The organism is Pseudoduganella sp. GW821-FHT12E03 (assembly GCF_058807115.1).
The window spans coordinates 782,499-801,233 of the sequence record NZ_JBXAQJ010000002.1 but is presented as its reverse complement, the minus strand read 5'-3'; the positions used below and the strand labels follow the sequence as shown (position 1 = coordinate 801,233).

The 18,735-nt window shown below is 59.3% G+C and carries 11 protein-coding genes; 5 read left to right on the top strand and 6 right to left on the bottom strand.

The window, feature by feature from the left end; genetic code table 11:
• Positions 1 to 42: 42 nt before the first annotated feature.
• From AC1RRC_RS07190 to AC1RRC_RS07180, 3 genes are all read right to left on the bottom strand, one after another.
• On the bottom strand, positions 43 to 2,214 hold the full coding sequence (locus AC1RRC_RS07190; RefSeq protein WP_493054575.1) for a 3-keto-alpha-glucoside-1,2-lyase-like domain-containing protein: 2,172 nt from the start codon (positions 2,212 to 2,214) through the stop codon (positions 43 to 45).
• Between the two features lie 427 nt (positions 2,215 to 2,641).
• Positions 2,642 to 2,887 (bottom strand): hypothetical protein, encoded by a 246-nt coding sequence (locus tag AC1RRC_RS07185; RefSeq protein WP_493054574.1) that lies wholly within the window; start codon positions 2,885 to 2,887, stop codon positions 2,642 to 2,644.
• 928 nt (positions 2,888 to 3,815) lie between these two features.
• On the bottom strand, positions 3,816 to 4,331 hold the full coding sequence (locus tag AC1RRC_RS07180) for a gluconokinase (protein WP_493054573.1): 516 nt from the start codon (positions 4,329 to 4,331) through the stop codon (positions 3,816 to 3,818).
• A gap of 1,108 nt (positions 4,332 to 5,439) precedes the next feature.
• On the opposite strand from AC1RRC_RS07180, the gene AC1RRC_RS07175 reads away from it, so the two are divergent.
• From AC1RRC_RS07175 to AC1RRC_RS07165, 3 genes are all read left to right on the top strand, one after another.
• Positions 5,440 to 8,436 (top strand): TonB-dependent receptor domain-containing protein, encoded by a 2,997-nt coding sequence (locus AC1RRC_RS07175; protein WP_493054572.1) that lies wholly within the window; start codon positions 5,440 to 5,442, stop codon positions 8,434 to 8,436.
• 173 nt (positions 8,437 to 8,609) lie between these two features.
• Positions 8,610 to 9,917, top strand: coding sequence for an MFS transporter (locus AC1RRC_RS07170; RefSeq protein WP_493054571.1), 1,308 nt, complete (start codon positions 8,610 to 8,612; stop codon positions 9,915 to 9,917).
• On the top strand, positions 9,914 to 12,277 hold the full coding sequence (locus AC1RRC_RS07165; RefSeq protein WP_493054570.1) for a GH36-type glycosyl hydrolase domain-containing protein: 2,364 nt from the start codon (positions 9,914 to 9,916) through the stop codon (positions 12,275 to 12,277). Before AC1RRC_RS07170 ends, AC1RRC_RS07165 begins: the two co-directional genes overlap by 4 nt.
• Positions 12,278 to 12,508: 231 nt before the next feature.
• Here the strand turns inward: AC1RRC_RS07165 and gntR are convergent, their stop codons facing one another.
• The 3 genes from gntR to AC1RRC_RS07150 form a co-directional block, all read right to left on the bottom strand.
• Entirely contained in the window at positions 12,509 to 13,537 is a 1,029-nt protein-coding gene (gene gntR, locus AC1RRC_RS07160; RefSeq protein WP_493054569.1) for an HTH-type transcriptional regulator GntR, read from the bottom strand.
• A 67-nt stretch (positions 13,538 to 13,604) separates the two neighbouring features.
• Positions 13,605 to 14,522: a substrate-binding periplasmic protein gene (locus AC1RRC_RS07155; protein ID WP_493054568.1), complete on the bottom strand. Its 918-nt coding sequence runs from the start codon at positions 14,520 to 14,522 to the stop codon at positions 13,605 to 13,607.
• 93 nt (positions 14,523 to 14,615) lie between these two features.
• Positions 14,616 to 15,650 (bottom strand): substrate-binding domain-containing protein, encoded by a 1,035-nt coding sequence (locus AC1RRC_RS07150; protein WP_493054567.1) that lies wholly within the window; start codon positions 15,648 to 15,650, stop codon positions 14,616 to 14,618.
• A gap of 211 nt (positions 15,651 to 15,861) precedes the next feature.
• Between AC1RRC_RS07150 and AC1RRC_RS07145 the strand changes: the two genes are divergently transcribed.
• Both AC1RRC_RS07145 and AC1RRC_RS07140 read left to right on the top strand, forming a co-directional pair.
• Positions 15,862 to 17,745, top strand: coding sequence for a glucokinase (locus tag AC1RRC_RS07145; protein WP_493054566.1), 1,884 nt, complete (start codon positions 15,862 to 15,864; stop codon positions 17,743 to 17,745).
• A 53-nt stretch (positions 17,746 to 17,798) separates the two neighbouring features.
• A complete protein-coding gene (locus AC1RRC_RS07140; RefSeq protein WP_493054712.1) occupies positions 17,799 to 18,710 on the top strand; it encodes a substrate-binding periplasmic protein in 912 nt (303 codons plus the stop codon).
• Positions 18,711 to 18,735: the final 25 nt, after the last annotated feature.

Here is an 18,735-nt window from a genome sequence, read left to right as displayed (position 1 = left end):
TAAAAATGCTCTGCGTTCCATTGTTTCTGTTTCTCTTTAAGATTATTTCGAGACTCGATAGATCGGTCCCTGTCCCGGCAATGCAATTGAAGGTGCTGGCGCCGGTCCGTCGATCCGGTTGACCGTCACATTGTCGAAATACGGCATACTGAACTTTTTCCCGCTCGCGCCCGCGATCACGCCCGCCATTCCTTTTCCGTACAAGCCATCCGTCGAGCTGACCACTGGTTTGCCGTCCACCAAGCCCGTGATCTCGGCCCCCTTGAATCGCAGCATCAAGTTGTGCCAGCGGTTCGCACCCGCTCCCGCAACCTGCGCGGATGCCAGTACCTTCTCGCCGCCCTCGCTGGCGTCGTTTTGCGCTTTAATCAGCGCTTGCTGTTCACTATCGCCCACCAGCGCCTTTTTGTCCGCCTTGCCGCGCGCCACAACTAGCTCGATCCGGCCGCTGTCGTTCAACTGCAGGAAGTAGCCCTTCGGGATGAATCCGTATCCGGACCCCACATGATTGACGCGCCCCATCACTCCCGCCGCCTCGCCGGGGTTCAGATAGACATCGGCACCGACCTCGTAGTCGGCCCACTGGTCGTCGCCGATAATGGTGTAGGGATTCCAGTCGGGCGCCCAGGAATGGGTGGCGACGGGAACCGCCTGGCGCATGCATCGGCCCTGGCCTCCCGGACAGGACGCCAGTTCAAAGGCGCCCGCGATGTCCGCGAAATAGCGCGGCAAATGGCCCCATTCCTGGGGCTGCGTGTACTGATCGAAAGTCTCACGGTAAGGGAACGGGAAGGCCTGCAACGTGGGCACGTCGGGGAATGCGCCTTTTTGCTGACCACGAGTAGTGGTCAGCGAGTAGATGGAATTCGGATCCAATGTCAGCGTGACCACACCGTCCCGTGGGTGGATATCGGCCATGCGGACAAACTGTTCCTGTACGTTGCTGCGCCAGACCGAGACGTCCCGCGCGGACAAGCCTTTGCCCACCTTGAACTGAAGCTGTTGCGGTGCCTTTGCCTCCCTGGTTTCGATGATGACGCTGTAGTCCTTGCCTGGAGATTTCAACGTCACAAAGGTGCCGCCGCCGTCGAGTTCTCCGCAGCCGCCGTTTAGATATGTCCAGCCGGCCTCGGTGAACTGGCCATAATGTGCATAAGCCCATAGGTGCGGATTCAAACGATAGTGCCCGCTCCATGGCCAGTTCGCGCGGATCGCGGATTCCTTATCACCAGCGTAGGGTTCCGCTGTATACACCCCAGCAATACCGTACCAGTTGACGATCTTGGTAATGCCATTATGGACGTAGTTTTCGTTAAAGGCGCGAACCACGCCAATCGCTCCGTCATAGCCCGCGATGTACACATGCCCCTCGGTATTCCACAAGGGCTTGCCCATTTTTCCCGCTGATTCCCGCACCTCCGGCGGGACCCTGGACTTGTCGAGGACGTTGACGTGAGCACTGACGATGTCGATGGCGTCGCGCAGATCTTTGTCGTTCGGCATGTCTTTGACGAAATCAAACTTCGATTCATCATGCCAATTGTCAAAGCTGTGGATCTTCACCTTGCCGTAGCCGTGGGCATCAAGCCGGGCGCGCAGTGTTTTCACGAAATCATAGCTGACGCCCTTTTCATTGCGGCTGCCGATAGCGTCGAACTCCAGGCCATACACCTCGCGCAAACCCTTGAGCCAGCTTACATAATAATCCGCCGCGTCCGTCGAGAAGAACTCCCCCTTGCCACCGCTTGGCGAGAAGCCGTTACCCTTGTCGCCAAGCCAGCCCGGACCACTCCAGGCGGTGCCATCCAAGGTCAGCGCGGGATTGCGCTTCTTCGCTTCGCGCATCACCCACCACGTATAGCCACGCGTGTAATCGAGGTCGTCCCGGGTATGCATATGGCTGGGCATAGAACCTTGCGTCGAATTGCCGTCACCGGGGATCTCAACCAACAGGGCGCTGACCGAAGCACCAAACTTTGGCTTATACATCAAGTCCAGGATCTGGCTGCGCTGTGGCTCCGGATAATCCTTCAACAGCACGGAGGTGGCGCCTCCCCCGTCCACAATGCCGATGCCATCAAAGCGTTTTCCGCCGGCGTCTCCCTTCAATTCGATGCGCTGAACGTTGGGGGATCCGGTCGCAGCGATGGCGATGCCGACGGGAAGGCAGGTTATTGCGGCAATGAAGAGCGGCCAAAAGTTGCGGTCGCACAAGGTTGGGACTCCTTCTAATTAATATGGATGGATTACTGAGGCGGGAGCAGTTAACAAGAAACCACAATACACAAGTCGCCATACCGCAGCCCCCATACGCAGCGCCTTCAATCTTTTGCGCAGAGTTTGGCATGCTGTTTTTGCCCAATCAATTCACAATATTCGTTTTAGATATACCTATTTGATATACCGTCATTGTCAGGCGCCAGTTCCGTCAATGCGGCCGTGGCGATGACCGGCAGATAGCCGGTGCCGTGCAGGGCGCTGATGATGGAATGGATGAAACGCAGGATGGCGGACTAGCTGCCGGCCGCTTGCGGTACCGCGTATGCCCACCATCCTCCGGACCGAAAATCCGCTTACCGCATTTCTCACACAGCGCGTGCGGCGGCAGCTTGGCCAGGCAACTTTCAAAGGCGCTGACACGCTACATGCTCCAGCACCCCGGCGGCAGGCCGGCCAGGCGCTCGCAGTACCAGCGCAGCTTGGCCAGTTGGTAGCAGTAGGTGTTGATAGTCTCCCGCGCCCCGTTGGAGCTGTTGCCGGCGATGGTCTTCAGCCAGACCTCGATGGAGGCCCTGTCATCGGCGCCCGGATCCAGGCTTTCCCGCGGCATCCAGGCGACTAGGAGCGGGCTGGCGCAGTCCTCCGCAATCCGCGCCATGGCGCTCATCGCGTCCACACTCAGCCTGGTGCAAATTCCGGTTTAATTTACCGCCATGCCGTGCCGTTTTCTGGCCATCTGGCACCCTTCCCCATAGGGAGACGGCTGCAAAAAATACCCCTCAACAGCATTCACACTGCAAGGTTCAAAACGCCTGTCACCCCGGAATTTGGGGCAAACTTGGGGCAATAACCAATGCTCCCAGCGTACGTCAGCGCAGTGAAGCGGTAGTCGCTACATTACCTTCCCTGCGCAGACGGCATCCATGATGTTTTGACGTTGCCACCAGTCCAAATTCGAAACTTGTGCTTCCCACCAAAGTTTCACTGCAAAATCAAGCAGTTACAGGAAAGCCGGTTCATTGCGAAGCCGGCTTTTTCGTTTCTGGTGTAATTTAGTCCTTTTTACCCCCTGCACTTTCACTGGACTCGACCAGTTTGGACCGCTTGAATTGATTGAGAACCTGCGCATCCGCCTCAATGGCTACCTGCGCCGTTACGGCCACTCCTTGTCGTTCGGGTTTGAGCGCGCCCCCGAGCGGGCAACCGATGAACTAATGCGGCTGGTGGAACCGCAAATCAATACCGCCCACCGCATCGGCCTGCGCACCGAGGACAGTATCCTCGACCGCGACCTGGCTGACCATCCGCAGCGTTTGCATGCCGCCGCAACCACAATTTTTCTTAATGCGGGGCGGGAATGCGCAGGATGCGCAAATCCTGCAAGACCAATTCCCCATCTCACCGCAAGCAATTATGCGGCATCGCCGGGAGGCTGTCGGTCCGGGGGCCGGATGGTGCGAACTTCCTTGCCCTGTTCAACACAAAGATCGGCTTCATTGCCCAGATACCGACCAACACGGCCGGGCCTATTGAACTGCGGGCGTTTTCCACCACGCTGCGGGATGTCGCGCTGCGCGACCTGCCGGCCGGCCGGATTAGCTTTGTGCAGCCGCGAGAATCGCACTGGCTAACTGCTCTGGGCTGGCCGCCACATCCAGCGTCATCCCCGCTTCGCCCGGCACCAGGGGCTCCAGCGCCAGCAACTGACTGTCCAGCAAGGCAGGTGGCATATAGTGATCCTTGCGCTTCGCGAGTCGGGCAGCGATGACTCCGCGCTCGCCGTGCAGATGGGCAAAGCCCAGCGCAGGATCGCCCGCGCGCAAGACATCGCGGTAACGCTGCTTCAACGCTGAGCATGACACCACCAAGCTGTCACCGCGCCTGCACGCGGCGGCAATTTCATCGCGCAGCAACTGTAGCCAGGTCACGCGATCCGTGTCGTCCAGCGGAATGCCGGCCGCCATTTTTGCGACATTGGCCGGCGAGTGAAAATCATCTCCTTCAATAAACGCTGCACCAAGGGCTTTGGCCACGCGAGCACCAACCTCGCTTTTTCCGCTGCCGCAGACGCCCATGACAACCCACCGGCTTGACTGTTTGATATGTTTCATATGATTTTTCTATCAAAGTTTGACGAGTTTGATAGCGCTATCAGAAACCTGCATTTTAGCTATTAGTACAGCGTTGTAAAGGAAAACTTGTGCGCGATCGCCCTTCCAGAAGGGAGGCATGGAAAAATACATTTACAATCCATAACGTTTTGGGTAAAGTTCATAACGTTTTGATTTCGCGCACCAAAAGCCACTTTTGCCTCGTTTAAACGCGGCAACCGTTAGGACAGTCCTAACCGGCCTGATGGCTTGCCCCTGATTGAAGATGAGCATACCCCCTACTACCGAATCGTCCGACCCATGCACTGGACTTTGCCGATGTGAACAGTGCCAGCAGCAACAGGCCACCACCACGACGCAACCTGGCGACAAAAAATATTGTCAGGCATTTTACGAAGCGCTTGCCAAGGAGGCCGAAGCAGAGTTCGGCCGCACCAACTTCGCAATCACCGCACAAGATCCGTCACCACAACCCCCAAAACGTTTCGAACACTTCCAAAACGTATATAAATGAATGTTTTCGACTTTTTTGGCGTTTTTCAGCACGAAATGAAAAACATAGAAAAACTTTATGCTGCAAGTGCAAATTTTCTCTGCATGCATGCGCACGCCTATAGCGCCAGCGGACCAAATCACAGTATCGCGCATACTCAGCAGCGTCTTGTGTGCTGCATTGCAACATAAAAAGTGGCTTTACAAAGAAACGGACTAAGCTACTATACTGATATCGATGTTAGCGCTATCTAGGCAAAACAAGCAGTTATGATAGCGCTACCATATTGGCTTGCGGTTTGCGATAAAGATTGGTGAAGGATGGTTGTCAGGCAATACTACAAGCACTGCCTGGCGCCCTCGGTTCTGTCAATGATGCGGTCAACCACGACCGTGCGAACTGGCTTCACAGCCAGTGCCTGCCCTACCAGTGCATGGCTGAGCGGTGCCTGCCCGGCCAATGCTTGAAACGAATTGTTTGCCACTCGTCACCCGGATCGATGGGTCGAGACTTGCTTGCCAGTGCACGCGACTGGCAGAGGCGGGATGAGTGCACCTCACGCCGCTTCGAACTTAGCGTAAAGCAAATACATTAGAAAAACGGAGAAAAGACATCATGCAGAACCCAGCCCGTAGAACCCTGATCAACCTGGCAGTGGCCAGCGCCTGTGCCTGGTTAGCCTTGCCAGGCTATGCGCAGCAATCGGCTACCCCAGGGTCGGCCCCGGAGAACGACACCGCAAAAGGCGCCCAAGCGGCCGTACCGGAAGCCGCCCCTGCGCCGGCGGCGGACGCGCTCGTCACCAACGTCGTGACGATATCGGGTTCCCGTATTGTTTCGCGTGGCTTTACCCAGCCTACCCCCACCAGTTCCCTGAGCGCTGGCGACCTGGATAAATCCGCCAAGCCGAATTTGTTCAATGCCATTGCCGAACTGCCCGCCTTGCAAGGCAGCACAGGCCGCACGACCAGCACCAACAGCACCAGCAGCGGCATCCAGGGACTGAGTTCGCTTTCGCTGCGTGGCCTGGGACCGATCCGCACCCTGACCCTGCTCGATGGCCAGCGCGTCGTCGGCGCCAACGTCACGGGCGTCACCGATGTCAGCCAGTTCCCGCAATTACTGATCAAGCGCGTCGACGTCGTCAACGGCGGCGCATCGGCCTCCTATGGTTCGGACGCGGTTGGCGGCGTGGTCAACTTTATTACCGACACAAAATACGAGGGCTTCAAGTTCAAGGGCGAAGGTGGCCAAACCACCTACGGCGATGACAGGAACGTCTCATTGCAGGCTGCATGGGGCAGTTCCTTTATGGACGACAAGCTGCATGTGGTGGTCAGCGGCGAATATGGCCGCGAGAAAGGCGTGCCTTCCCCTGGCTTCGGCGAAGTGGGGTCAAATGGCCGGACCTGGTACAAAAATCCTGCCTTTGAAGTCCGTCCGCTGGGCCAGACCAATGACGGCAAGCCGCAGTACCGCTTCATTGAGCACGCACAGCAATTCCAGTACTCGAAATACGGCCTGATCACGAGCGGCCCGCTGCAAGGCACGGCATTCGGTGATAACGGCCAGCCCTATCAGTTCCAATACGGTTCCAACGGCAAACCAACCGGTACGGGCGCCGTCACCAACTGCGTCTCGCCTTTCTGCGTCGGCGGCGATTTGAGCGGCAGCGTCGGCGCCGGCACCACGCTGGGCATGGATTTGACCCGCAAAGTCGCCTATACCCGGGTTGGCTATGACGTCACGCCGGACAACTCGATCTTTGCCAGCATGAATTATGGACAAGTCGCATCGCAGTTCTCGCCGAATCCGGGCGCCGCCAAACAAGGCAATCTCGACATCCAGTGCGAAAACCCGTTCCTGCCAGACAGCGTCAAGGCTGCCTGTGCGGCGAATAACATTACCAGCTTCAAATACGGCACGGCCAATGCGATCTTCCCGGCCAACATCAATGTGCATCCGACCCGTACCCAACTGCGCTTCGTGCTCGGCGCCGAAGGCCGTTTTACTGCGCTGAACAAGGATTGGAGCTACAACGCCTATGCCCAGCATGGGCGCAACGATACGGACCTCATCGTCCACGACATCACGCTGAATAACCGCTACCTTGCCGCGATTGACGCGGTGCGACTGGCCAATGGCACCGTGGCATGCCGCAATCCGGCCGCCGTCGCATCGGGCTGCGTACCGCTGAACGTGATCGGCAACGTTGCGATCAATCCAGCGGCCTGGGCCTACATCGCGCCGGCCAACGGGCCACAGCAGCATGCCAAACAAACCCAGCAGGTGGTCAGTTTTAACCTGAACGGCGAGCCGTTCTCGTCATGGGCCGGTCCGGTGGCCATTGCCACGGGCGCCGAATGGCGCAAGGAGAAATATACGGTGCGCGCCGACGCCTACGGTAACGGCGTGTCGGCCGACAGCCCGAACAGCGCGGCCTATCCGGCTGACCCGGTACTCAATGCCACAGTCGGCAACAACTGGTACGCCGGCAATTATCACAATGGCCAAGGCGCTTATAGCGTCAAGGAAGGTTACGTCGAGCTCAATGTCCCTGTCCTCAAATCGGCCAGCCTGGGCGACGCCAACCTGAACGTGGCCGGGCGCCGCACGCATTACAGCACGTCGGGCTACGTCAACAGCTGGAAGCTGGGCGCCAACTGGAAAACCGGCGTGAGCGGCCTGATGCTGCGCGCAGTGACGTCGCAAGACGTGCGGGCGCCGAATTTAAGCGAACTGTTTGCGGCGCCGGTGGTGGTCAACAATGCAGTCAATTACCAAGGCACGTCGGTACAAATCCAGCAGCGCACCATCGGCAACACCCAGCTGCGCCCCGAGATTGCGCGCAACACGGTGCTGGGCGTGGTACTGAGCCAGCCATCGTGGGCGCCCGGCTTTAGTGCGTCGGTGGATTACTTTGACATCAAGGTCAACAATGTCATCTCGTCCCTGACGGCCCAGCAGGAAGTCGACTTGTGCGTGGCAGGCAATCAGGAAATCTGCAAGGCGATGGTACTGAATACGCCAGGCAGCAATTACGTTACCGTACAGGCATTCAACCTGGCGTCGCTGCGCAACAAAGGGTTTGACATCGAGGCTGCGTACCGGACCAACCTGAGCGCGCTGGGTTTGCCGGGCCGCCTGACGTTGCGCGCGCTGGCGACGCACACCAAGAGCTTCATCACCAACTCCGGCGTCGTCGGCACCATCCCTACCGAAGGCGCCGGCGTCAACCTGGGAGCGACGCCCAAATGGAAGGGGCTGATGACCCAGACCTGGGATCACGACAAAATCAGCGTGACCCTGAGCGAGCGCTGGATCAGCAAAGGCGTGTACAGCAATGAATTCATTGAATGCCAAACCAACTGCCCGGTGTCGACCTTGATTCACCCGACCATTGCCGATAACAAGATGAAGGGTGCGTTCTATGTCGACCTCGGCGGCAGCTACAAGTTTTCCAAGAACCTGATGGCATTCTTCAAAATTGACAACATTGCCAATGTCGACCCCGTGCCGGCGCCGCAACCCAACCCGGGTTTCGGCATTAACCCCGCGTTGTACGATGTGCTGGGCCGCACGTATCGGGTTGGCCTGCGCTATGACTTTTAACGCTTGACCACGCGGCACGCATGCAGCGCTCCCTGTCCGGCTTTCGCGGCCGGGGAGCGATTTAACGGCCCAACTTCGGGGGCATTTTGACCACCAGATCATCTACAATCCCTATGACTATGCAACCGCCACCGACCCCAGTGCTCACTGCGTCCCTGTCATGGCGAGAAAAGATGAGCTATGGCGTCGCCGATATGGGGTTCAATTTTTATTGGACGAATATCGCGACGTTCTTGCTGTTCTTTTATACCGACGTGTTCGGCATATCGGCCAGTGCCGCGGCAGCCATGCTGTTTGCGGTCAAGATCATCAACGCATTTACGGATCCGATGATCGGTGCGCTGGCCGACCGGACCACGACCCGCTATGGCAAGTTCCGCCCTTATCTGGTCTGGATGTCGCTGCCACTGGCTGGCGCCGCCGGGCTGACGTTTACGACACCCGGCCTGGGACCTGACGGCAAACTCATCTGGGCTTATGCAACTTACCTGCTCATGATGGTGTGCTACACCAGTGTCAACATCCCGTACAACGCCTTGTCCGGCGTCATGTCCGGCAATACGCAGGAACGTTCCACGGTCAATGGCTTGCGATTTATTTTCGCCTTTGCCGGCAGCAGCATTGTGACGGCAGCGACACCTGCCATGGTCAAATTCTTTGGCGCCGGCAACGAACAGCGGGGGTGGCAACTGGCCATCGTGGCCTGGGCCATCGCAGCAACCGTCCTGTTTGCCATCACGTTTCTCAATACCCGCGAGCGCATCGCACCGCCGGCGGCGCAGCAAGCCAACCTGCGGCAAGACATCCGGGACTTGCTGCATAACCGACCATGGGTGGTGCTGTTTTTTCTGTCACTGATCATCATGGTGACCATCACCTTGCGCACCTCCACCGCCGTGTACTACTTCAAATACTACGTCCAGCGCCCTGAACTGCTGGCCACCTTTGTTCCAGCCTATATGGTCGCAGCGGCGGCAGGCGCGGCGCTGACACCGGTAATGACCCGTTTCGTCGACAAGAAAAAATTGCTGATCATCCTCATGAGCATGACCGCCCTGCTGTCCGCTTCCTTTTACTTTATCCCGCAGCATCAAATCGGCTTGATGTACGCGGCGCAGATTGCCATGGGCTTTGTATTGGGCCCCAAGTCGCCTCTGGCGTTTTCCATGTATGCCGATACCGCGGACTACAACGAGTGGCGCACTGGTCGCCGTGCCACGGCACTGACGTTCGCCGCCGCCACGTTCTCGCAAAAACTCGGCACGGCCATCGCGGTTGCCGTCATCGGCGCGCTGCTGACAACCATGGGCTACGTGCCGAACGCCGCGCAAACCGCCGTCTCGCAAGGTGGCATTGTGTGGCTGATGTCCGTGATTCCCGCCCTATTCGCACTGCTCGCGGTGGCGGTGATGTTTTTCTATACGCTGGACAGCCGCAAACTGAACCAAATTCAAACCGAACTGATGGCACGAAAAAAATGAACACGCTCTATCCCACCAACAACGGCGACCGTTACGAATTAACCAGCCCGACTGTCATGCCCAAGGCTGGCGCATTCCTATGGAATCGCAAGATGATGGTCCAGGTCAATTGCCGGGGCTATGCCACCGCACAATTCATGCAACCGGAGCCCGCGAAGTACGCCCATGCGCCCAATCTCGAGGCCAAGACGTTCATGCAGCCGGAACAAAACTACTATGCGCACCATCCCGGCCGTTTCCTTTACGTCAAAGATGAAGAGTCCGGCCGCTTCTTTTCCGTTCCCTATGAACCGGCGCGGGCGCCGCTGGATTATTTCTGCTTTTCAGTTGGCAAGAGCGACGTCGCCTGGATCGTCGAAAACCTGAGTGTCCGCATCGAGATGACGCTGTTCCTGTCGACTGACGACGTGGTGGAATTTTGGACGGTCAAGGTCACCAACCTGTCCGGCCACAAGCGCCGCATCAGCGTGTATCCCTACTTCCCGATCGGCTACATGTCGTGGATGAACCAGTCCGCGGAATACCGCGCGGACCTGGGCGGCATCGTTGCCACCAGTGTGACGCCATACCAAAAAGTCGCGGACTACTTCAAGAACAAGTACTTTAAGGACAAAACGTTCTTCCTGTGCGAAACCGAACCGACCTCGTGGGAAACCGTCCTGCAAAATTTCGAGGGCGAAGGCGGACTGCATGCGCCGTCCTCGCTCGATACCACCGAGTTGGGGCGCGGCGAAGCGCGCTACGAAAGCCCCGCGGCGGCAGTGCAATACCGTATCGAACTGGAGCCGAAGGAAGAACGCACCTACCGCTTCCTGTTCGGCCCGGCGTTCGACGATGCCGAGATCCGCAATGTGCGCAGCAAGCACCTGAGCGAGGCCGCCTTTGCCAATGCCCGCAGCGATTACGCATGCTATATCGAAATGGGCAGCGGCTGCCTTGAAATCGAAACGCCGGATGCCGAGCTAGACAATTTCGTCAACAACTGGCTGGCGCGGCAAGTGTATTACCACGGCGACGTCAACCGCCTGACCACGGATCCGCAGACCCGCAATTACCTGCAGGACAATATGGGGATGAGCTACATTCATCCGGCCACCACCCGCGCCGCCTTCCTGCATGCGCTGTCACAGCAGGAAGCCAATGGCGCCATGCCGGACGGCATATTGCTGGCGGAAGGCGCCGAGCTGAAATACATCAACCAGGTGCCGCATACCGATCATTGCGTATGGTTGCCGGTGTGCATCAAGTCTTACCTCGACGAGACCGACGACTACGCGTTACTGAACGAAACCGTCCATGGCGTCACGGATGGCCAGGCGCTCACGGTGTTTGCCCGTATCTGCCGCGCGATGGACTGGCTCGACGGGGCGCGTGACCAGCGGGGACTGAGCTACATTGCGCAAGGCGACTGGTGCGATCCGATGAACATGGTCGGCTACAAGGGACAGGGCGTGTCCGGCTGGCTGACCATCGCGACGGCCTACGCCTTGAATCTGTGGGCCGACATCTGCGCGCGGCATGGTGAACCGAAAATGGCGGTGTTGTACCGGTGCGGCGCCGACGCCATCAACGAAGCCGCCAACCGCCATCTGTGGGATGGCGACTGGTATGCACGGGGCATCACCGATGACGGGGTGACCTTCGGCACCAGGCAAGACATCGAAGGCCGAATCTGGCTCAACCCGCAAGCGTGGTCGATTTTAAGCGGCGCCGCCAATCCTCAGCAGCGCGAGAAGATGCTGGCCCAGGTCGATGCGCAACTGAGTACGCCGTATGGCGTGGCGATGTTCGCGCCACCGTTTTCAAGCATGCGAGAAGACATTGGGCGGGTGACGCAAAAGCATCCCGGCTCTGCGGAAAACGGCGCCGTGTACAACCATGCGGCCGTGTTTTACATCTTTAGTTTGTATATTGCCGGCGAAAACAACCGCGCTTACCAACTGCTGCGGCAAATGATCCCGGGACCTGGCGAAGAAGACTACCTGCAGCGCGGACAGCTTCCCGTTTTCATTCCCAACTATTACCGCGGCGCCTATCGCCAGTACCCGAAACACGCAGGCCGATCCAGTCACCTGTTTAACACCGGTACGGCTTCCTGGGCGTATCGCTGCTTCATCGAAGGTCTGTGCGGTTTGCAGGGGGATGGCGATGGCCTGCGCATCCAGCCACAAATGCCCGACTCCTGGGACCAGATGAAAGTCACGCGGCTGTTCCGTGGCGCCAAATTCGTCATGTACGTCCGCCGCGCGGACGTGGCGCAAATGACCGTGTCGCAAGGGGGCCAAGTGCTGCCGGAAGCCCGCGTGTCGCCAGTTATCGCGGGCGAGACCTACATCCTGGATGTTTGTGTGCCGGAATAGTCACAATGCCGGGGGCGGCAGGCGCCGCCGGTCTGCACCACCACACTGACCGCATCGGCATCCGCGACACTCGGGCAATGGGGCCTCGGACGCGGCGGTTCAAGCGACATTGCACGGGTAGTCTGATTTTGGCGCCAATTCGCGTATCGATGTTGGCGCTATGATCGCTATCCGCGCGGGCATTGCCACGGCCGCTTTGTAAGGTGTTTCCCTGCAGGGCCGGGCGTGACGTCAGGTACTCTCGCGTTGCATTATAGTGAAGCCCAGGTCGATATGCCGGGCGCTGGGCTGCTCACCCTTGATCAGCGCGTGCAGCAGGGACGCCGCTTCGAAACCCACCTGATAACGTGGCGTCGACACCGTGGTGCACGAGGGATGCATCCAGGCTGACGCCGGCAAGTCGTTGAAGCCGCAAATGGCCATTTGCCGGGGCACGGCAATCCCCTGCCGTTGGCAGTAATAAATGGCCCCATGGGCCAGGTCGTCGTTACAACAGAAAACCGCATCCAGGCGCGCGATGGTCGCCATCATTTTCTCGAGCAACTCCGCCCCCAGGGCAATGCTGGACGGCGTCGCCACCATCAGCTCCAGCAGCGGGTCGAGCATGCCCGCTTCCGCCATCGCCATGCGATACCCGTCGCGCCGCCGCATGGTGCGTTCATCGAGCTGTGCGCCCATGTAGCCGATGCGGCGGTATCCCTTGGCCAGCAAGTGGCGCGTCATTTTATAGCCCGCCTCGACCTGGGAAAACCCCACCGACGCCCGCTCGGGATCAGTCGACAAGTCCATCATCGACACCAGGGGGGCGCCGCATCCGACCAGGATTTTCTCCGCACCCTCGCTGTGCAACAGGCTCGACAGCAAGATGCCATCCGGGTTGGACTGCATATAGGCGTTCAGCAAGCGTTCTTCGTGGGCATCCGAATAGCGCGTGTTACCGATCAGGATTTGATAGCCGTGAGGGCCGAGCGCATCTTGTATGCCCATCAGCACGTCGGTAAATACCGCATTGGATAACGACGGGACCAGCACCACGATCACGTTGGACTTGGACGACGCCAGCGCACGCGCGGCACGGTTGGGCACATAGCCCAGTTCTTCAATTGCCTTGTTGACGCGATCGCGCAGCACGGACGACACCATATCGGGCTGTGTGATGGCGCGCGACGCAGTCATGGTCGCCACCCCCGCATGGGCAGCCACGGCTTCGAGCGTCACACGTCCGGTGGCGCGGCTCTTGGTCCTGGCAGGATGGTTCATCCAGAATAATTGAAGTTGGTCGGCAAAGTCAGTGTACGGTCTGCGCGGCTTTCCTGCCAGTGCCGGCTTATGGCGCAGCGCGCAGGAAGTTCTTGATATCGCCATCGTGGAACCACAGTTCCTTACGGGCCAACGGCGTTTCCGCGCTGAGCGTGGGATTTTCCAGATCGATGATGACCCGCTTGTCCAGTTTGGCCAGCCGTATGGCCGGTGCGAAATATTCGTAAAACAGTTTATCAAACGACCCATCGGCCAATGCGATTTCCAAGCCGCGGCGAATTTCTTCCGCCAACTTCACATTCGATTTATTTACAAAGAAATAATCGGCGGACGGATAGCGCAAGATAATATACGGATCAATTGCGCTACGCGGGTCACGCATTGCTTCATTCCATATTTCCGCAATCGCCCGCGGAAAATAATCTACCCGCTTAATCATCAGCATATCAAAGATATTGTAATAGCCGACTACGCCAAATACCTTTAACCCATTCTTCTGCAAAATATCCGTATCAGTCCAGTCATGGCCTTGCACCGCACTAAAAGTCTTTAAGTCATTGAGTCCCTTGACGCCCTTGAATTTCTCGGCATCCGCTTTCGGCAACAGCATCAGGCGCCAGCCGATCAAGCCTTTCGACAACGGAATACGAATCGGCAGCAATTGCGCTTCACGCTCCTTCGAGGTGGTGGTGCCCACCACATCCACCTGCCCGTCCGGCCGCGCCAGCTCCAGCAGGGCGCGGCTCTGGTGCATATACAGCGACGTGAATTTCAACTGGTAGGACGCGCCGGCTTTTTTTAATGCCAATTGCAGCAATTGCACATTATAGTCGTTGCGACAATCCTTGATGCTTTCCGCGCGGGGATACTGGACAACCTGGGTGGCGGCGCATGACGCGGCGCATAATGCAAAGAGCAGGCTCACCAGGAATACACTATTGAACAAATCCCATCTTTGCATTCTCTGAGCTGGCAGGTATTTCATTTCAGCCTCCGCGCGCGCCAAATGTGATAGCGCTATCAATATAATCTCAATCTAGCACCAGACCAGCATTTGTAAAGGGAAATTTACGCTGCATCAGCGCCGCACCGCCGGTTTATCGGCCGGGCAAGGACCGTCAGACATTCCTGCCTTGATTTGGGGCTGCCATAACACTTGCAGCGTGCGCCAGTCCGCCCCCCGCAACAGCGCCAGTGTCATATCGGCCAATTGCCGCCCGATTTGCTCAGGGTCGGGCAACACCACCGACGTGACTTTCGTGCCGAGCAGGGTATCGGGCGGTAAGCCGTTATAAGTGATGATGGACAGATCCTTGCCGGGACCCCCCCCCGCATCGAGCAGCGCGCGGATCGCGCCGATGCCGCCAAGATCGTTTTCAACGATGGCCGCCGTCGGCGCGTGCTCCAGCGCCAGCAAGCGCATCATGGCGCGATACCCGCTGCGGCGATCGAAGACGTCGTCGAGGAGATAAGCGGGGTTGACCGCCAGACCGGCCTCGGTCAACGCCTCCTGATAGCCGATCCGCCGCTGCGAAGAAAAATTCAGCGCGGGCGATGCGCTGATCAAGGCAATCTTGCGATGCCCGAACGCCAGCAAGCGTGCGACCGCCGCCTTCAGGCCACTGCGGTTGTCGACATCAAACCAGGGATAGCGATCACAGCCCTGGCTCCGCCCGTAAGAGATAAAGGGAAACTGCTGTTCCAGCAGATATTCCAGCCGCGGGTCTCGCACCAGGGTCTGCGCCACGATTAAGCCATCGACCCGGTGGCGCCCGATCATGCGCCGGTAAGCGCGCAACTCGTCTTCTTCCGCCGCCGACGAAATCACCAGGTCCATGTCTTCCTGATCCAGCCGGCAGGCCAGACTGGCAATGGTTTTCAGGAAGGCAGGGTCGCCCAAGGTGCGGCTGCTGATCGGATACAGCATGCCCACCGCATCCATTTTGCCGGTCACCAGGCCGCGCGCCGATACATTGGGACTGTAGCCCAGCCGCCTGGCGGTGGCGACCACCTGGCTGCGGGTTTTTTCAGACACTTCGGGATAGCCGTTGAGGGCGCGGCTGACCGTCGTGATGGACAAGCCCAGGGTTTGGGCGATTAATTTAAGCGACATGGTATCCAGGAAAAAATGCAGCGGAACGTAACGGGACGGGCGCGTCGCCGTCCCCGCCGGTAGCAGCAATATAGCGCGCCCAACGTACCTTCAACATACCCAAGGATAAAACACATTTACTTTTCAAAACGTTTTGGTTACAGTTCATAACGCTTGCATATCGAAATATTGGTATGTTTTTCAGGAAATCAGCCAGGCACCGCTGCGCACCATGAATCAATACGTCAAACCGGAACGCCATCGGCGGGGGGCGCCCTACGCCGACGCCCCCCGCCTGCTGGCCCAGTTCAGTGACGGATGCGCGCACTTTGCACTCGAGTCCTCACCGGGCGTTTTCAGCGCCGCGCGGCGCTTCAGCTATGACAACACGGGCGACATCACGCTGTTGCTGACGGCCTATCTGGCGAACCACGCGGGCGAACCGGTACGGCATGGCGCCGTGGCCATCGCTTGCCCGGCCGGCGCCGATCCCTCCCGTGTCTTGAGCGACGCGTACGGCTGCCCCGCCCCGACCTTGCAACAACGGCTCGGACTACAAACGCTGCTGGTCGTCGATCATTTGGCGGCGCTGGCCATGGCCCTGCCACACTTACCCGGGGCAGGCCGCACCAGCATGGGCGGCGGCGCGCCCGTCGCCAACGGCGTGCTGGCCATCGTGGCGGTCGGTGCCGGGACAGGCGCCGCAGCAGCCGGGCTGGTCCCGACCAATGAGGGCTTCCTGACCATCGGCCAGCAGGGCGGCGAGATTGACTTCGGACCGTCCGACCAGCGCGAACTCGACGTGCTGCACCATGCCCGCCGCGCCTGGCCCTCCGTCACCTACCAGCGGCTCCTCTCGCCGGCCGGTATCGAACTGGTGTACCGCGCGCTGGCCGAGCGCCATGGCGTCATCCCCGGCGCCGCCGACGCCCGGCACATCATGGCACGGGCCGCGCTCGACCACGACCCGCTCTGCAGCGAAGTGATGGACGTCTTCTGCAGTGCACTGGCCGCCTTTTGCGCCCACATGGCGACCACCCTGGGCGCAGTCGGCGGTGTCTTTATCGATTGCGGCATGACATCCGAACTGCGCGACTGGCTGCCCCGTTCGCCGTTCCGCCGGCGGTTCGAGGCCAGGGGCCCGATCGCCAGCTATGTGGCGCACATTCCAACCTGCCTGGTCACCACGCACGAGGCCGCGTTTCATGGTTTGACGGCCATGCTGTCGGGCCGTCTGAAGGGCGGCAGCGACGCCAGCCTGCTGGTCGGGCGGGTCGAGCATTTGCAGCGGGTGTCGCCGCCAGCCGAGCGCAGAGTCGCCACCGTCGTGCTGGAACAGGCCCGCCGGATCGTGGAAATGCCAATTGCCGCTATCGCGCGCCAGGCGCAAGTCAGTGAGCCAACCGTGATCCGCTTTTGCCGTACCCTGGGTTTCATGGGGATGCGCGACTTCAAGCTGAAGTATGCCGGCGCCTTGAACACTTCCTTTCCTGCCCGTCACAGCCCGGTGCGCGGCGTCGATAATGTGCAGGCATGGACGGACAAAGTCATCCATAACACGGCGTTTTCCCTGCTCGCACTGCGCGGGCAAATCGACCCGCACGCGATCGGCCGCGCAATCGACTTGATCCGGCAGTCCAGCCGGATTGATTTCTATGCACCCGGCAACGCCGGCGTCCCGGCGCTGGACGGACAATACAAATTGCTGCGGCAGCGCCAGCGCATCCCGACCGCGATCCACAGTGACGTTCACCAATTCCTGCCCGCGTCCGCGCGGCTGACCGCCAGCGACCTGGTGATTGCGATCGCCAGCGGCGGCCATGACACGGAACTGCTGGCGGCGGTTGGCGCGGCGCGGGCGGCCGGCGCAGGCGTGATCGCCATTGCCTGCCACAAATCGCAACTGGCGAAGCGGGCCACGGTCTGCCTGGGTGCCAGCCACAGCGAGGGCGGCCCTGACGCGGCCACTTACCTGCCGATGATTTCACGCTTTATCCAACTGCTGCTGATCGACATTTTATGCGTCGGCTTATCCGTCGATGGGCAAAAGGCGGAACGGGCCGGCGCCGGCCAGCCCGAACCGTTGGCACCGTCCATATCGCATTGTCAGCAATGAGAAGTTCCGCCGCGCTTGCGGCAGTGATTCAGCCTGGGGAGGTCAAATTGAGCATGGTAAATTCAGCGGGAGCGCGTCAATCGCACTGGTCGTGCGGCCTGTGCATGGCAGCGGCGCTGCTGGCATGGGGCACGGGCACGGCGTCGGCGGCGGAAACCGTGTTGTACCCGCGCACGGAAAACGTCAAGGACAGCCGCAATGAATACAATATCCAGTTGCTCCAGCTGGCGCTGCAAAAAGCCGGCACCGCGTACCAGTTAAAATTCACCACCTTGTACATGCACCAAAGCCGCGCGCTGCTGGAACTGGCGCGCACCAGCGGCAAGGTCGACGTGGTCGGCACCACCACGTCGCGCGAGCGTGAAGCGCGATTGCTGCCGGTCCGCATCCCGCTGTCGAAGGGCTTGATCGGCTGGCGCCTGATGCTGTTGCCGAAGTCGCATGCCGAACGATTCCGCGACGTCAAAACCGTCAATGACATCAAAGCCTTCCTGGCCGGCCAGGGCCATGACTGGACCGATGTCGACATCTTGAAATCCAATGGCCTGAAGGTCTGTGGCATTACCGGGTACTACAACATCTTCGATATGTTGAATGCCGGGCGGATCGACTACTTCCCCCGGGCGGTCGGCGAGATATGGGACGAAGCGGCGGCTGATGCGCGCACCGTCATCGATCCGTACATCCTGATACGCTATCCCGCCCCCGATTATTTCTTTGTCAGTAAAAACAATAGCAAGCTGGCGGAAGAAATCCGGCGTGGCCTGGAACTTGCGCTGGCCGATGGTTCGTTTGACCGGCTGTTCTATAAATATTTCGGGCCGGCCATCCGGCAAGCGAAAATCGACAAGCGCCTCATCATCGACATGGATAATCCGCACCTGAGTGCGGAAACCCCGCTGGGCCGCAAGGAACTGTGGTTCCAGCCGGGCGACAGCAAGAACCTGCGCCCTCCCCTGCCCTGAATGCTCCCGGGCCGCACCGGCCCGG

What these genes read in the sequence shown, in the direction of transcription:
- AC1RRC_RS07145 (WP_493054566.1), top strand. Translation starts at nt 15,862, where the DNA reads ATGAATCAATACGTCAAACCGGAACGCCATCGGCGGGGGGCGCCCTAC.
- AC1RRC_RS07140 (WP_493054712.1), top strand. Translation starts at nt 17,799, where the DNA reads ATGGTAAATTCAGCGGGAGCGCGTCAATCGCACTGGTCGTGCGGCCTG.
- AC1RRC_RS07150 (WP_493054567.1), bottom strand. Translation starts at nt 15,650, where the DNA reads ATGTCGCTTAAATTAATCGCCCAAACCCTGGGCTTGTCCATCACGACG.
- AC1RRC_RS07155 (WP_493054568.1), bottom strand. Translation starts at nt 14,522, where the DNA reads ATGAAATACCTGCCAGCTCAGAGAATGCAAAGATGGGATTTGTTCAAT.
- AC1RRC_RS07170 (WP_493054571.1), top strand. Translation starts at nt 8,610, where the DNA reads ATGAGCTATGGCGTCGCCGATATGGGGTTCAATTTTTATTGGACGAAT.
- AC1RRC_RS07175 (WP_493054572.1), top strand. Translation starts at nt 5,440, where the DNA reads ATGCAGAACCCAGCCCGTAGAACCCTGATCAACCTGGCAGTGGCCAGC.
- AC1RRC_RS07185 (WP_493054574.1), bottom strand. Translation starts at nt 2,887, where the DNA reads ATGAGCGCCATGGCGCGGATTGCGGAGGACTGCGCCAGCCCGCTCCTA.
- AC1RRC_RS07180 (WP_493054573.1), bottom strand. Translation starts at nt 4,331, where the DNA reads ATGAAACATATCAAACAGTCAAGCCGGTGGGTTGTCATGGGCGTCTGC.
- gntR (WP_493054569.1), bottom strand. Translation starts at nt 13,537, where the DNA reads ATGAACCATCCTGCCAGGACCAAGAGCCGCGCCACCGGACGTGTGACG.
- AC1RRC_RS07165 (WP_493054570.1), top strand. Translation starts at nt 9,914, where the DNA reads ATGAACACGCTCTATCCCACCAACAACGGCGACCGTTACGAATTAACC.